The organism is Bradyrhizobium sp. (assembly GCF_035309285.1).
In the GTDB taxonomy this organism is placed as follows: domain Bacteria; phylum Pseudomonadota; class Alphaproteobacteria; order Rhizobiales; family Xanthobacteraceae; genus Bradyrhizobium.
Genome location: NZ_DATGFH010000076.1, coordinates 1 through 14,842, shown reverse-complemented (window position 1 = coordinate 14,842; position 14,842 = coordinate 1). Strand labels below are relative to the sequence as shown.

General features: G+C 63.5%; 11 protein-coding genes. 6 read left to right on the top strand and 5 right to left on the bottom strand.

The genetic code is table 11. The features are described 5' to 3' along the window. Positions 1–208 precede the first annotated feature (208 nt). The 5 genes from VKR55_RS15365 to VKR55_RS15345 all read left to right on the top strand — a co-directional run bounded on the left by VKR55_RS15365 (position 209) and on the right by VKR55_RS15345 (position 5,441). Complete coding sequence (locus tag VKR55_RS15365) at positions 209–2,536, top strand: xanthine dehydrogenase family protein molybdopterin-binding subunit (protein WP_324404756.1); 2,328 nt, start codon at positions 209–211, stop codon at positions 2,534–2,536. 262 nt (positions 2,537–2,798) lie between these two features. Beyond that, positions 2,799–3,401, top strand: coding sequence for a LemA family protein (locus VKR55_RS15360; RefSeq protein WP_324404755.1), 603 nt, complete (start codon positions 2,799–2,801; stop codon positions 3,399–3,401). 4 nt (positions 3,402–3,405) lie between these two features. After that, complete coding sequence (locus VKR55_RS15355; protein WP_324404754.1) at positions 3,406–4,323, top strand: TPM domain-containing protein; 918 nt, start codon at positions 3,406–3,408, stop codon at positions 4,321–4,323. A gap of 3 nt (positions 4,324–4,326) precedes the next feature. Further along, on the top strand, positions 4,327–4,824 hold the full coding sequence (locus tag VKR55_RS15350) for a TPM domain-containing protein (protein ID WP_324404753.1): 498 nt from the start codon (positions 4,327–4,329) through the stop codon (positions 4,822–4,824). 44 nt (positions 4,825–4,868) lie between these two features. Next, the gene (locus tag VKR55_RS15345) at positions 4,869–5,441 is read left to right on the top strand and encodes a methyltransferase family protein (protein ID WP_324404752.1); all 573 of its coding nucleotides are present in this window, start codon (positions 4,869–4,871) and stop codon (positions 5,439–5,441) included. A gap of 53 nt (positions 5,442–5,494) precedes the next feature. On the opposite strand, the gene VKR55_RS15340 is transcribed toward VKR55_RS15345, so the two are convergent. The 4 genes from VKR55_RS15340 to VKR55_RS15325 all read right to left on the bottom strand — a co-directional run bounded on the left by VKR55_RS15340 (position 5,495) and on the right by VKR55_RS15325 (position 12,416). Beyond that, on the bottom strand, positions 5,495–8,596 hold the full coding sequence (locus VKR55_RS15340; RefSeq protein WP_324404751.1) for an efflux RND transporter permease subunit: 3,102 nt from the start codon (positions 8,594–8,596) through the stop codon (positions 5,495–5,497). Continuing rightward, positions 8,589–9,809 carry an efflux RND transporter periplasmic adaptor subunit gene (locus VKR55_RS15335; protein WP_324404750.1) on the bottom strand — a complete coding sequence of 407 codons (1,221 nt, stop codon included), beginning with the start codon at positions 9,807–9,809 and terminating at the stop codon, positions 8,589–8,591. The genes VKR55_RS15340 and VKR55_RS15335 overlap by 8 nt, the downstream gene beginning before the upstream one ends. A 119-nt stretch (positions 9,810–9,928) precedes the next feature. Further along, positions 9,929–10,279, bottom strand: a complete 351-nt coding sequence (locus tag VKR55_RS15330) for a hypothetical protein (protein ID WP_324404749.1) — start codon at positions 10,277–10,279, stop codon at positions 9,929–9,931. 346 nt (positions 10,280–10,625) lie between these two features. After that, entirely contained in the window at positions 10,626–12,416 is a 1,791-nt protein-coding gene (locus tag VKR55_RS15325) for an adenylate/guanylate cyclase domain-containing protein (RefSeq protein WP_324404748.1), read from the bottom strand. A 352-nt stretch (positions 12,417–12,768) separates the two neighbouring features. On the opposite strand from VKR55_RS15325, the gene VKR55_RS15320 reads away from it, so the two are divergent. Then, positions 12,769–13,299 (top strand): DUF2380 domain-containing protein, encoded by a 531-nt coding sequence (locus VKR55_RS15320; RefSeq protein WP_324404747.1) that lies wholly within the window; start codon positions 12,769–12,771, stop codon positions 13,297–13,299. A 202-nt stretch (positions 13,300–13,501) separates the two neighbouring features. Here the strand turns inward: VKR55_RS15320 and VKR55_RS15315 are convergent, their stop codons facing one another. Then, positions 13,502–14,413, bottom strand: a complete 912-nt coding sequence (locus tag VKR55_RS15315; protein ID WP_324404746.1) for an SDR family NAD(P)-dependent oxidoreductase — start codon at positions 14,411–14,413, stop codon at positions 13,502–13,504. Positions 14,414–14,842 lie beyond the last annotated feature (429 nt).

Genomic DNA, 14,842 nt, shown 5'->3' with positions numbered 1-14,842 from the left:
TGGCTCGTCGTCCTAGAGCCCTTTCAGCGCCACGACATGCGGCCAGGCTCGATAAATGAACGAGAGAGCCGCGGTTTGGTTTCACGCAGCCTGCGACCGGCTGAGGCCATTTGTTGCGCAGAGCCGGCTCAAAAGGCGGGGTTGGCTTCACCGCCGTCGATCCGCTAAAACCCCCCGCCAGCTCAAGGAAACTCAAAGGATCAGATTTATGAATATTCTTCCCGGCAATATGCGTTTCGGCGCCGGACAGCCGGTCAAGCGCCTGGAAGATCTCAGGCTGCTCACCGGGAAGGGACAGTTCATCGACGACAAGCCGGAAGACGGCGCGCTCTGGCTCCATGTGCTGCGCTCGCCGCATGCGCATGCGAAGATCAAACGGATCGACACCCGCGCGGCCGCGGCCATGCCCGGCGTCGAAGCCGTGCTCACAGGCGGGGATCTGATCAAGGACGAGATCGGCACGCTGCCGACCTTGGCGATCTTCAAGCGGCCGGACGGCTCGCCGATGACGGTGCCGCCGCGCCGGCTGCTCGCCCATGAGATTGTGCGCTTTGCCGGCGAGCCGGTCGCGGCGGTCGTGGCGACCTCGCGCGTGCTGGCGCAAACCGCGGCCGAGGCGATCGAGATCGACTACGAGGTGCTGCCGTCGGTGGTCGATCCCCTGGAAGCCATCAAGCCCGGCGCGCCCGCGGTCTGGCCCGATGCGCCCGACAACATCGTCGCCGCCATGAGCTATGGCGATGCCGCCGAGGTGGAAGAGGCGTTCGCGAAAGCCGCGCACACCGTAAAGCTCGATCTCGTCAGCCAGCGTTTGGTGCCATCCGCGATGGAGCCGCGCTCAGCCATTGCCGAGATCGAGAAGAAGACCGGGCGTCTCCTGCTTCACGTGCAGTCGCAAACCCCGGGCTCGACCCGCGACCTCCTGGCGGAAGCCATCCTGAGGCGTCCGAAGGACAGCGTGCGCGTCCTGGTCGGCGATATCGGCGGCGGCTTCGGCCAGAAGACCAGCCTCTATCCCGAGGACGGCATCGTCGCCTATGCCGCGACAAAACTCGGCAAGAAGATCCGCTGGCGCGGCGACCGTACCGATGAATTCGTCGGCGGCACCCATGGCCGCGATCTCACCTCGACCGCCGAGTTCGCGCTTGACGAGAAAGGCCGCGTGCTCGCCTATCGCGTGCGCTCGGTCGGCGGCACCGGCGCTTATTTGTCCGGCACCGGCAACATCATTCCGCTGGTGCTCGGGCCGTTCGTGCAGACCGGCGTCTACGACCTGCCGCTGGTGCATTTCGAGGTGAAATCGGTGATGACCCACACCGCGCCGGTCGGCGCCTATCGCGGTGCGGGCCGGCCCGAGGCGGTGTTCATCGTCGAGCGGCTGATGGATGCCGCCGCGCGCCAGATCGGCATGGACCCGCGCGCGATCCGCAAGGTGAACTACATCAAGCCGGCGCAGCTTCCCTATACCAACGCCGTCGGCCAGGTCTACGATTCCGGTGCGTTTGCGCACATGCTCGATCGCGCCGCAAAGATGTCGGACTGGGACGGCTTCAATTCACGCAAGCGCGCGGCGAAGAAGAAAGGCCTGCTCTATGGCCGCGGGCTGACCAGCTACATCGAATGGACCGGCGGCACCGTGCATAACGAAAAGGTTTCGCTGCACGCCACCGCCGAAGGCCGCGTCATCCTGCATTCCGGCACCATGGCGATGGGGCAGGGCCTGCAGACAACCTACAGCCAGATGATCGCCGACAGCCTCGGCATTCCCCTCGACAGGATCGATGTCGTGCAGGGCGACACGGATCTCGCCACCGGCTTCGGCAGCGTCGGCTCGCGCTCGCTGTTCGTCGGCGGCACGGCGGTCGCGGTCTCCACCAATGATCTCATCAACAAGGCGCGCGAGAAGGCCTCGCACCTGCTCGAAACGTCCATCGACGATATCGAATATCGCGACGGCGTCCTCGCCGTGGTCGGCACCGACCGCCGCATCAGCCTGTTCGAGATCGCCGGCAAGGAGGATGGCGCGCGTCTCTCCGTCGACAGCGAAGGCCAGGTCGACGGGCCGAGCTGGCCGAACGGCACCCATATCTGCGAGGTCGAAATCGATCCCGAGACCGGCGTCACCCGCGTGGTGCGCTACACCACCGTCGATGACGTCGGCCGCGCCGTCAATCCGATGCTGGTGACGGGGCAGGTGCATGGCGGCGTCGTGCAGGGGATCGGGCAGGCGCTCTATGAAGGCGTCGCCTACGACGCCGAGGGGCAGTTGCTCACCGCGACCTATCAGGATTATTGCATTCCTCGCGCCGGTGATATTCCGCCGATCGCGGTGACGCTCGACGGCTCCGCGCCGTGCAAGACCAATCCGCTCGGCGCCAAGGGCTGCGGCGAGTCGGGCGCGATCGGCGGCCCGCCCTGCATCGCCAACGGCGTGATGGACGCGCTCGCCGAGTTCGGCATCACCCAATTGCCGACTCCGTTGACCCCGCAAAAGGTCTGGACCGCGATCAGGGACGCGAAGGCGACGGCCGCGTAAAGTATGCTCACTCATTCGTCATTCCGGGATGCGCCGCAAGGCGCAGGCCCGGAATCCATTCATCCACCTTCTCTGCGGCCCGGTGGATTCCGGGCTCGCCACTTCGTGGCGCCCCGGAATGACGACGGTAGTGGTTGAACCGGTATCATTTCCGGCGCGACAAAGCGCCGGCACCAATTGCGATTTCCCTGCCGGCTTCCCCTCTTACCTGACGGCACGGTTCTGATACGTTCCGGCACGGAACCGTAACCGGAGATATTTGATGCGCAGATTTTTGACCGTGCTGGCGGCGCTGGCGTGCCTTACCTTGAGCAATTGCGGCTACAACGCCATTCAGACCAATGACGAGCAGGTCAAGGCGAACTGGTCGGAGGTGGTCAACCAGTATCAGCGCCGCGCCGACCTCGTGCCGAACCTCGTCAACTCGGTGAAGGGTTTTGCGCAGCAGGAGAAGGACGTGCTGATCGGCGTCACCAATGCGCGCGCCAAGGTCGGCAGCATCCAGGCGACGCCGGAAGTCCTGAACGATCCGGCCGCGTTCCAGAAATTCCAACAGGCCCAGGGCGAGCTCACAAGCGCGCTCTCGCGGCTATTGGTCGTGACCGAGAATTACCCGCAGCTCAAATCGGACGCGCTGTTCCGCGATCTGATGTCGCAGCTCGAAGGCACCGAGAATCGCATCACCGTGGCGCGCAACCGCTACATCAAGTCGGTGCAGGACTATAATGTCGGCATCCGCACCTTCCCGAACAATCTGACGGCGATGGTGTTCGGCTACAAGGAGAAGCCGAACTTCACCGTCGACAACGAGAAGGAAATCTCGACCGCGCCCAAGGTGGACTTCAACCCGGCGCCTGCGAAGTAACCCGATGAGCGATGGTGCGATCAGCGTGAACACGATCAAAACCGTCCTGCTTGCACTCCTCCTGTGCTTTGCGCAGGCGGCGCTGGCCGACGTTGACGTGCCACAGCTCAAGGGCCGCGTGGTCGATCTGACCAACACGCTGACCAGCGACACCATCGACACGCTGAACCAGCGCATCAGGAGTTTCGAGCAGCGCAAGGGCAGCCAGATCGCGGTCCTGATCGTGCCGACCACGCAGCCGGAGACCATCGAGCAATATTCGATCCGCGTCGCCGAAGCCTGGAAGATCGGCCGCAAGAAGATCGACGACGGCACGCTGCTCGTCATCGCCAAGAACGATCACAAGCTCAGGATCGAGGTTGGCTATGGGCTCGAGGGCGCGCTCACCGACGTCACCTCCCGGCGCATCATCGATGAGGTGATCGCGCCGCGCTTCAAGACCGGCGATTTCGCCGGCGGCATCAGCGCCGGCCTGACCCGCATGATCGGCGTCATCGACGGCGAGCCCTTGCCGGCGCCCGCGCCCGAGGCCTCGCACGGGTCCGATGTCGACTGGAACATGCTTTCGTCAATTGCGCCGTTCTTCGTCGTGGGCGCCATCTTCGTCGGAGTCGTCCTGCGCGCGATGTTGGGTCCGCTGATCGGCGCGGGGGCGGCGGGCGGGTTGGTCGGCGTGATCGCCTGGCTTGTGGTGGGATCGCTGCTTGCGGGCGTTGTGATCGGCGGCGTGGCGTTCCTGTTCGTGCTGATCGCGGGCAGTGTTGCCTCCGCGGGACCGCCGGGCCGCGGCGGTTACAGTGGTCCCTCGTCCTCTGGCTGGAGCGGAGGTGGGAGCAGCTGGAGCAGCGACAGCTCGAGCTCGAGCGACAGCGGCGGTGGCGGCGGCGATTTCGGCGGCGGCGGTGCGTCGGGGAGCTGGTAGGCCATGAGGATCGGGCGCATCGCAAGACATCTCGTCGAGCACCATTGGCGCGCGCGGCGCGTGTTCACATCCAAGGTGCTGGCGAAGATCGAGGCCGCGACCAAGGCCGGCGAGGCGACGCATTCGGGCCAGGTGCGCTTCGCGGTGGAAGGCGCGCTCGACGGCATGCCGCTCTTGCGCAATCATTCGGCGGGGGATCGCGCGCTCGACATCTTCTCGCATCTGCGGATCTGGGACACCGCCCACAACAACGGCGTCCTGATCTATCTGCTCCTCGCCGACCGCAAGGTCGAGATCATCGCCGACCGCGGCATCGATGCGAAGGTCGGTCGCGAAGGTTGGGAGAAAATCTGCCGCGACATGGAGGCCGATTTCCGGGGTAGGAATTTCGAGACCGGTGTGATCAAAGGCATCGAGGCGGTCTCGCGCGAGCTTGCGAAATATTTCCCGGCTAGCGGGGCGCATCCGAACGAGCTGTCAGACAAGCCGGTGGTGATGTAATCTCGCCCGCGGAACCATCCTCCTCACGTCGGCCCATTCCCGCCATGACGATCTTTCAACCGATCATTCCGGTGCTCTGGCTCGCCTTCCTCGTCTACTGGGGCGTTTCCGCGCTGCGCGCCAAGCGCAATGTCGTAGCGACGGCCTGGTGGCGGCAAGGCCTGCTGCGGGTGGGCGTCATCGTGCTGACGCTTGCTGTCTTTCAAATCTTCGGAAAAGGTCACGGCTTGCGGGCCGTGCAGGCCTATCAGGCGCACAGCATGACCCTCGGTGCGATCGGAACAGCATTGGTGCTGCTTGGCATCGCGCTGGCCGTGTTTGCCCGCGTCACTATCGGCCGGAACTGGGGCATGCCGATGTCCAGGAAAGAGAATCCAGAGCTGGTGACGGGCGGACCCTACGCGTTCGTTCGTCACCCCATCTACACCGGCATCATCCTGGCGATGCTGGGCTCGGCGATCGGCCAGAGTTTTTATTGGGTGCTGCCTCTCATTCTGTTCACGCCCTATTTCGTCTACAGCGCGCGGCGCGAAGAAGAGCTGATGTGCGAGCTGTTTCCGGCGCAGTATCCGGCCTATATGCGGCGAACCAGCATGATCCTGCCGTTCGTGCTGTGACCCGGAGCAGTGCGCAGGGCGGATTGGCGTGAGCGTAATCCGCCACATTTCCCTCAGCCTTCGCTGACCGCGGCGCTGCCCGGAACGACGCTGCGCTGTTCGGCACGGCGCTCGATCGCGAAGTACAGCGTTGGAATGATGAACAGCGTCAGCAGCGTCGCCGGGATCAAGCCGCCCGCGACGACGGTCGCAAGGCTGCGCTGCACGTCACTGCCGACGCCGGTCGCGAGCGCGGCCGGCAGCATGCCGGCAGTCGCGACCGCGGCCGTCATCAAGACCGGCCGCAGCCGCTCGCTCGCGCCGGTCAGCACCGCCTCGGCGAGCGGCAGCCCCTGCTGGCGGATCCGGTTGAGGTTCGCGACCATGATGACGCCGTTCATGACCGCGACCCCGAACAGCGCGATGAAGCCGACGCCAGAGGCCACGTTCAGCGTGGTGCCGGTGAGGTGCAGCGCCGATAGCCCGCCGAGCGTCGCCAGCGGCACGACGCCGAGCACCAGCAACACCTGTCGGAGCGCGCCGAATTCGGCATAGAGCAGCACCATCATCGCGCCGAGCACCATGGCGAGGATCACGCGGAAATGCGCCTCGGCGCGCTGTTCGCCTTCGTACTGGCCGCTCCACACGATCCGGTATTTCTCCTTGTCGAACGACACCTGTTGGGCGACGGTGCGGCTCAGCTCGTGCACCAGCGCGACCGGATCACGGTCGACGTAGTTGAACTTCACCAGCAGGTAACGCTGGTCCATTTCGCGATTGATCATGCTCTCGCCGGTCCGGAACGAGACGTCGGCGACCTGCGACAGCGGAATCAGCGCGCCGTCGCTGGAGGTCAGAACCAGGCTTTTGATCGCCTCGGGACTGTTCCGCGCATCCGGCGAAAAGCGCACCGTGACGTCGTAGTGCCGCTCGCCGATGAAGACCTGACTCACTGCGGCGCCGCCGATCCCTGTGCTGATCAGGTTCGCGATGTCGGCAACGTTGATGCCGAAGCGCGCCGCCGCCTCGCGGTTCACCTTGATCGAGATCTGCGGCAGTGGCGTATATTGATCGATGGCGGCGTCGGTGACGCCGGGCGTGCGCTTCAGGATGCCGATGATGGCGTTGCCGATCCGCCTGAGCTCGCCGAGATCATCGCCGAACACCTTGACCGCAAGCGAGGAGTGCGGATCGAACACCTTGTCGAGCACGCTGTCGATGATCGGCTGGCTGATCGCGATCTCGAAACCCGGCTCCTGATCGAGCCGCGCCTTGATGCGGCGGATCAGCTCCGGCTTGGTCTCGCCGGCGGGCCAGCTCCTGTAATCGTGCAATCCGACCGCGGCCTCCATGTGAGAAGGCGTCCACGGGTCCGTGCCATCGTCGTTGCGACCGATGTGACTGACGACATACGACACCTCCGGGAACGCGTTCACAACGCGCCTGAGATCGGCAACCATCTCGGTTGCCTTCTGCAGCGAAATTCCCGGCGCCATGTCGGCGTGCAGCCAGATCGCCCCCTCGTCGAGCTCGGGCAGGAATTCCCGCCACACCGTCGCGCCGAGGATCGCAACCGCGATCGCCGCGGCCGCGCTCAGCGTGTAGACGATGCGCGGCCGGCGCAGCGATCCCTGCAGCGCGATCCGGTAGCGCTGCTCGAGGCGATGCAGCACCACATTGTGAAACAGCCGCCGCGGCCGGCGATATGCGACGAAGGCAAGCCCCGGTACGACCAGGAGCGCGAATGCCAGCGCGCCGAACTGGGCGTAGCCGACCGCGTAGGCCAGCGGATAGAACAGCTTGGCTTCGATCCGATCCAGCGCGAAAAGCGGCAGGTAGGTGGTGATGATGACGGCGGTGGCAAAGAAGATCGGCCGCGCCACCTGGCGCGCCGCGTCGCGGATGTCGGCTTCGGCGAGCGGCTCGTCGGGCCTCGCCTCGCGACGACGCAAGATCGCCTCGACCATCACGATCGAGCCGTCGACAATGATGCCGAAGTCGATCGCGCCGAGCGACAGCAGGTTCAGCGAGACGCCGGTGTGGCGCATCAGGATGAAGGTCACGACCATCGCAAACGGGATCGTGACGCCGACGATCAGGGCGCTGCGCGGACTGCCGAGAAACAGGATCAGAATCACCAGAACCAGCGAGACGCCGCCGAGGATGGTCGTGCCGACCTTGTTGACCGTGGCATCGACCAGCTTCGAACGGTCGAGATAGGGCACGATCTGCACATCGTCGGCCTTCAGCCGCGCATTGAGCTCATCGATCTTGGCATGCACGCCGTTGAGGACGCGAGACGGATTTTCGCCGCGCAACAGCAACACGGTGCCTTCGACGACGTCGTTGATGTCGTCCTTACCGACAATACCGTGACGTTCCTGGTTCGCAAGCTTCAGCTTGCCGAGATCCCGCACGAAGATCGGCGTCCCGTTGTGCTGGGCGACCACGATCTTGCCGAGATCGTCGAGAGTCTGAACCAGGCCGATGCCGCGGATGACGTAGCCGAGCTCGCCGCGGTTGAGCACGCTGCCGCCGGCGCTCGCACTGTTGGCCGAGATCGCATCGGTGACGTTCTTCAGCGACAGGTTGAAGCGGATGAGCTGCTGCGGATCGAGCTCGAGCTGGAACTGGGTGGTAACGCCGCCGAAGTTCGAGACGTCGGCGACCCCCGGCACCTGCTTGATGGCGGGGATGACGGTCCACTGTTCGATCTCGGAGAGCTCGCGCAGGTTCTTGGAGTCGGATTGCAGGATATAATAGAGGATCTGTCCCGTCGGCGAGGACAGCGGATCGAGACCGGGCGAGAGTCCCGGCGGCAGCGCCACGTTCTGGATTCGCTCCATGATACGTTGTCGCGACCAGTAATCCTCGATGCCGTCGCGAAACACGAGTGTGATCAGCGAAAGGCCGAAGGTGCTGCGCGAGCGCATCATGGCAAGCCCCGGCGTGCCGTTGAGCTCGCGCTCGAGCGGTATCGTGACCTGCTGCTCGACCTCTTCGGCCGCGAGGCCCGGCGCCTGCGTCACGACCTGCGATGACGTGTCGGCGACGTCGGGATAGGCGTCAATCGGCAGCCGGCTCCAGCAATAGGCGCCATAGATTGCGGTCAAGGCGCAAATGATCGCCGCAACGCGGCGCTTCTGAAGCGCGAGGGTGACAAGCCAATCAATCACCGAGCAGCACTCCGCCCTTGACGACAATGCGATCGCCGGCCTTGACGCCGCTTGCGATAAACGCCTGCTCGCCCTGCTGGAACTTGATATCCACGGTGCGCGGCTCGAATTGCCAAGGCGCCGTCTCGACAAAGACCTGCGTCGCGTCGTCCTTCAGCACCAAGGCGCTGGTCGGTACAATCGCAAGCTTCTGCGTTGCGGCGCGGAACGTCGCGGTCGCAAACATGCCCGGCCGCAGCCGGCCATCCGGGTTGTCGAAGGCGATACGCACCTTGATGCGGCGCGTGTCCGTGTCGAGCACGTCGCTCACGAACAGCACCGTGCCATGCAGCACCTTGCCGGGATACGCAACCAATTCGACGTCGACCGCTTGTCCCTTGCTGATCAGCGCGATGTCCTTTTCCGGAACGTTCGCCGTGACCCAGACGCTGCTGAGGTCTGCGATCGTCATCAGCGCTTGTGTCGAGTCGTTCCAGTACTCGCCGGGAGCGACGCCGAGATCGGTTATACTGCCCTCCATCGGCGCGACCACGGTCACCATGCGCGATTTGTTGGCGGCCTCCGGATCGACACCGATCTGCTTCAGGTGCGCGGTGGCGCGCTGGTCCTCGGCCTCGGCCGACACATAATCCGCCTCCGCCTGCTGCGCGTCCTTTTCCGCCGCGCCCCCGAACTTCAAAAGGCCGCGCTGGCGGTCACGATTCTTGAGCGCGAGCGCCAGCAGCGCCTTGGCCTTGTCGTAGTCGGAATAGGCGGCGGCGAGATCGGGCGAGTCGATGACAAACAGCGGCTGGCCGGCCTTGACCTGTTCGCCAAGCGTGACCTTGAGTTGCGTCACCCGCCCCGCGAGCGGCGGCGCCACCTTGACCAGGTGCGCCGGATCGGCTTCGACGACGGCGGGAAGCGTCAGGTCGCGCGGAACGTCGCGCGCCACCACCGGCGCGATCACGAGCTTGCCGCGCACCGGTGATGCTTCAGGCACCGCAATGGCGTCGCCCGAGCGGACAAGCGGCACGGCTTTCGTCGGCGCTTCGGGACGACCGGCGGGACCGCCGCGGAACCCATAGAGCGCGATCCCCACGAGCAGCACGGCCACGAGCCAGGTCAGGCCCATCGCTCGTGATGTCGGCGTGCGTGCGCGCTTGCCGCCGGCGTGAGCCGCCGCGCCGGGATCGTCCGGGCTCGCGGTCTTTGAATGCGAATCGACGAGCATCTGCAATCTCGTCCGAATGGATTTGGGAATGGCGCGCGCAGACGAAGGTCGTCTGACGCAAGCCGGCTCATGCAGTTCCTGGGGGTGCCTTGAGGCAGCGGCCGCCGGTGGCACCCGCCTCAGGCGGCGGGTGGCGCGCGGGCCTGGAATGACGCCGTCGGCGCGATCGCGACCGCGAGCATGCTGCCGGGCCGCAGGGTAATCAAATCGATTGCTACCGGCAGCGGCAGCTCGGGCGCAACCGACGGCGCCGATATTGCACTGAGCTGGATCAGCGCGCAGATCGGACAGTTGGAATCGCCGAGCCCGCTGTGGCGGGAACCGCGCGGGGTCGTGTGGTTCGAATGTGACGCTTCAATCGTCGAGGCGGCGGCCGCCGCGCGGATGTGCACGTGGCCAAACGTCAGCACCAATTGCAGCGCGACCGCGATCAACGCAAGGCGCGCACCAAAATGCCTGTTCGTTCGCAACCAGCGCATCAACGGTGCATGAAACCCAATGTGAGCGGTGCCCACGCGCATGACCGGGCGGTGCTAGTGTGGTCGGGCATGTCGACGGCTGTCAAGGCCTCCGAAGGCCGGGTTGAGGGGCCGACAAAGCCGCGCTTGGATAGACGCGGGCAACTTTCCCCGCAAACATCCGGACTGCCCGCGGCGAACAGCATGGTCGTGCCGTTCGTGCTGTGAATGGCCACGGGTCGTATCGCAGCATTCTGGCACGGCGTGTTAAGTTGCGCCTGCTGCAAACCCCGGATTGTCCGCTTTGGAGGATAAAGCGGATGTGGAGCGACGACTCAGCCATGTCGCTTTTTGGACATCACCCCTCCGGCAGCCCGGCCAAGCGCATGCCCTGATAAACGCGCTCGCGTTTGGAGAAGTAAGTCGGATTGCCGCTCGATCGACTGCGCTGGAGGCGAAGGATCGTGAACCTTGGGTCAAGTGCAAGTCCCGCCTGGGCGGCAGTCCGCGCCTCATCCAGACGGCCGAGCAGCGCCAAGGAAGCAGCAAGGTTGAAATGTGCGAGGGGAAAATTGCGGTTGACCTCGATGCTGCGGCGCAGCCAAGCGACCGCTTCTATGTCCGCATTAAGTTGCTGCTTGGCAATGCCGGCAATCATCATCCATCGGTAGGCGAGGATATCGCGTGGCGAGAGGCGCAGCGCTTCGTAAACGTGTGCCTCGGTTTCCTCCGAGCAACCGAGAAAATGTTTGGCAAGACCGATCCAGCCATGAGCGTCCGCCAAATTTCGGTCCAGCGATAACGCATGCTTGCATTCGATGATGCCCTGCGGCTCGCGGGCGGTGAAAATATGGACCGCGCCCATAAGCATGTGAGCCACCGCGTATCCCGAAGCCAGGGATAGCGCCTTAGTCAAGGTCGCCTCGGCGGCCGAACAGCTCGCGGCTCGATCATCGGAGAACAGGTCGATCCCCATTGTCAGATCCACGTATGCCATACCGACCATCGCTCGTTCATTTTTCGGATCGAGCGTCAAAGCACGTTCGAAAAAGCCGCGCGCTTGCACCAAGTGTTCCTTGGTCAGTCCCTTGTGTAAGCGCGCGATACCTCGAAAGTACAAGTCCATAGCGTCCGGATGGGACGAGCGTTCCGCTCGCTGTGCCTCGACCGCGATCAGCTCGGCATCCAGCGTATTGACAAGCCTCGACACGATTTCGTCCTGCATATCAAACAGATCGGCAACGGGCTTGTCGAAACGCTCGGCCCACAAGTGATTGGCGGTCTGAGCATCGATAAGTTGGACGTTAACCCGAAGCCGCTTGTCGTTGCGCTGTACAGAACCTTCGAGCACGTAGCGGACGTTTAACTCCCGCCCGACCTGCTTGAGGTCAACCGCTTTGCCCTTGTAGGTGAATGCCGTGTGTCGGCCGATCACGAATGAGCCGCTTATGCGGGACAAATCCGTGGTTAGGCTCTCGGTCACACCATCAACGAAATAGTCTTGCTCGGGATCGCCGCTGAGGTTGGCGAAAGGTAACACAACGATTGAAAGACGAGGCGCCGAAAGGGCACGCGGCCTTCCGCGCTCAGCATATGTTGCCGGGCTGTGCTCCCCCCGGACTACCGCATAGGCGCGGACTGGGCGGGCGATGTTCTTAAGGTTTTGCTCGCCCAGATCGACGAACTCGACCGTGATCTTTCCCACAACCTGATCGTACGCCGAGGACGAGATGCAGATACCGCTAGGTTCTGCGATGCTCTCAAGCCGTGCCGCAATATTCACCCCATCGCCAAAGATGTCATGGGACTCGACAATCACGTCACCGATATTGACGCCCACCCGGAAAGCAATCCGCCTGTCGTCCGCATCGCCGGTCGTAAGTTCTTTGATGCGAGTCTGGAATTGCACAGCAGCACGAAGCGCTTCGACAGCGCTCGGAAACTCCGCCAAGAAGCCGTCCCCCGTGTTCTTGACAACGCGGCCGCCGTGCTCACCAATTGCGGGAGCAACGGCACCGGTCAGGAGCGCTGTCAGTTTGGCGTGCGTTGCCTCTTCATCAATATGCATGAGCAGCGAATAGCCAGCCACGTCGGCGGCCAATATCGCCGACAACCTGCGTTCGACCCGGACTGGCCGCTCCTGCACCATGGCCCGTAATCCAACCTACGGCACAATCTACGACAGATCAGGCGGCGGGGCCAAACGGGTTTTGACGGGAGGGCGCACCTACGCCAACTTGGGCTGTCCTGAGCCGACGCCCGCCTCAGTCGAGAATGACCCATATGCGACGTAAGCTGAATATGAGACCCAGCGCAGCGCCATCAGGGCACGCCGATGTGGAGCGACGACTCCGTCATGTCGCTTTTTGATCCACTGCAGACATTAGCGCTGCGCTGCCATGGCGGCCGCGTAGCGTTACCAAGGATTAATTTCTTCGACAGGAGGCGGAAAGAATCGATCTTCTAAGATGGCCTGAGTAGGGGGAGATCGAGTCATCGCCATGCGCCACGGCTCCCTTTTGCACGCTGTTACCACAGCCGGTCTGTTCCTGGGATCCAGCCTCATCTCAGATGCATCCGGCGCGACCGCCGACCACGCCTTGGCTGTCTCCGTCGACGATTTCATTTATATCGACACGTCGAACGAGCCCACCGATCAGGCGGCCGCGCATGAAAAGCGATTGCGGGCTTTCATGACCGCGCTGCGGGACGACGTCACGGCAGACCGCCGTTTTGAGCTTGTGCCGTCCTCCTGCGCGTCAAATTGTCCGGCCGACGGACCGGCGTTGCGCGATCGGCTGCGCGCGGCGTCACAGGCGGGCACGCAGATCCTGATCATCGGTGTCGTTCACAAGGTGAGCACGCTGGTGCAGGTAGCGGGGACTGCTGCTATCGATGCAACATCCCAGCGCGTCGTGTTCCGGAAATACTTCCAGTTCCGCGGCGACAATGACGAGGCATGGCAGCGGGCGGAGCGCTTTGTATCGGAGGAGGTCCGCGACCGGCTGCTTGAAAGCAGATCGCAGCAATAGGCTACGCGCGACGCATGTGACATCGAATGGCAGGCAGGACTGGCTGGCTCAGTCGAGAATGCCCCTTAGCTGACCTTCAGCAGGTCTGCCTGGGCGGCCAGTGTAGCTCCGCCGCTGGAGCGGCCGCCGATGACTTGCATAGAAGTTCATAGATTAACACTGTCTGCCAGAGTCGAACGTCGCCATGACCTAACCTCGTTCCTCAAGACTTCGCCGTCGCGGGTATCTGACCGGGCTCGAACGGACCCGGCTCGAAGAAGCCCTCGATCGATTCGACCTTTGCGTAGTTCTCGGCGATGCTCTCGGGTGTCAGATGTGGATCATTGAAGCCAGGTCCCATGACGATAGCGATACGTTGGATTGCTCCAGCTTCCACGTTGTAGATGCGGTTCGTCTCTGAGCAACCATCGCTTGCCAGCCAGACGATCGCTGGCGCAACAGCCTCAACCGGCATGGTGGCTTCGCTCTGCTTCAGCCAGGCGGGATCCGCAACCGCCGCCGGGTGCATCCTCGTATACCCGGCTGGCGAAATGGTGTTCACGAGAATCCCATGCTCGGCACCTTCAATTGCAAGAATGCGCATCAATCCGACGACTGCGCACTTCGCCGCCGCATAGGTGGCCTGGCCCCGTATTCCGAGCAGCCCGGCGACCGAAGTCGTGAGGATGATCTTCCCATAGTGCTGTGCGACCATGTACGGCCAGGCAGCCTTCACCGTGTTGACCGGCCCGCCGAGGTGCACGCGCCAATACTGATCGAAATCATCAAGGGTGGCGTCCTCGAATAGCTGGCTTCCGCAGATACCAGCGTTGTTCACGAGAAGGTCTACCCTCCCGAAATGCTTGATGGTCGTCGCGATCAAGTCGCTGCCACCTTCAGGACTGGAGACATCGCTGTCATTCGCGATGGCCTCGCCTCCACGCGACCGAATGAGGTCGGCGACCTGTTCCGCTATCGTGGAGTCCTTCCCGAACCCCGATACGTCGGTCCCCAGGTCGTTCACCACGACCCGGGCCCCGCGTTCGGCGAGGAGTTCGACGTATGCCCGCCCCAGCCCGCGGCCTGCCCCAGTCACGACCGCGACCTTCCCCTCCAACGAAATTCGTTCCGTCAACTCGCTATCCTTTTCCGGCAAAGAAAGATTGAATGCGTCTGCGCGCAACCGTGACACCAACTGTCGGGGCGCTATGTCCCTTTGGCAAAGCCAGACTCACGTCCCCCCGCAATCGACAATGCGTCCGCTTCCGGGAAGTTCCCTGATGTCCGCTTATGGCACGGCGGATATGCCTTCGTCCTGCGCCGATGTCCGATTTTCGAGCGGAAGCAGACACTGCCTTGTCATGCAGCGGAGGGTCTCTTACGCGCGCTGACCGAATGGAAATAACTCGGCCTTTGTCCCAATTGATTTGCCCGACGAGGCTGGGCAAGAACTCGGCATTTGCCGCAATTGATGTACGATTCGGTTCATGACGAATCGCCCATTCAAGGCCGGCGAGAGCCGGGATCAAGCCAGCCTGCTTCCTGCGCGGATTGAGGACTATGT

Excerpts from the sequence above, each read along its gene's own strand:
- VKR55_RS15365 (WP_324404756.1), top strand. The coding sequence starts at position 209 with ATGAATATTCTTCCCGGCAATATGCGTTTCGGCGCCGGACAGCCGGTC.
- VKR55_RS15360 (WP_324404755.1), top strand. The coding sequence starts at position 2,799 with ATGCGCAGATTTTTGACCGTGCTGGCGGCGCTGGCGTGCCTTACCTTG.
- VKR55_RS15355 (WP_324404754.1), top strand. The coding sequence starts at position 3,406 with ATGAGCGATGGTGCGATCAGCGTGAACACGATCAAAACCGTCCTGCTT.
- VKR55_RS15350 (WP_324404753.1), top strand. The coding sequence starts at position 4,327 with ATGAGGATCGGGCGCATCGCAAGACATCTCGTCGAGCACCATTGGCGC.
- VKR55_RS15345 (WP_324404752.1), top strand. The coding sequence starts at position 4,869 with ATGACGATCTTTCAACCGATCATTCCGGTGCTCTGGCTCGCCTTCCTC.
- VKR55_RS15335 (WP_324404750.1), bottom strand. The coding sequence starts at position 9,809 with ATGCTCGTCGATTCGCATTCAAAGACCGCGAGCCCGGACGATCCCGGC.
- VKR55_RS15325 (WP_324404748.1), bottom strand. The coding sequence starts at position 12,416 with ATGGTGCAGGAGCGGCCAGTCCGGGTCGAACGCAGGTTGTCGGCGATA.
- VKR55_RS15320 (WP_324404747.1), top strand. The coding sequence starts at position 12,769 with ATGCGCCACGGCTCCCTTTTGCACGCTGTTACCACAGCCGGTCTGTTC.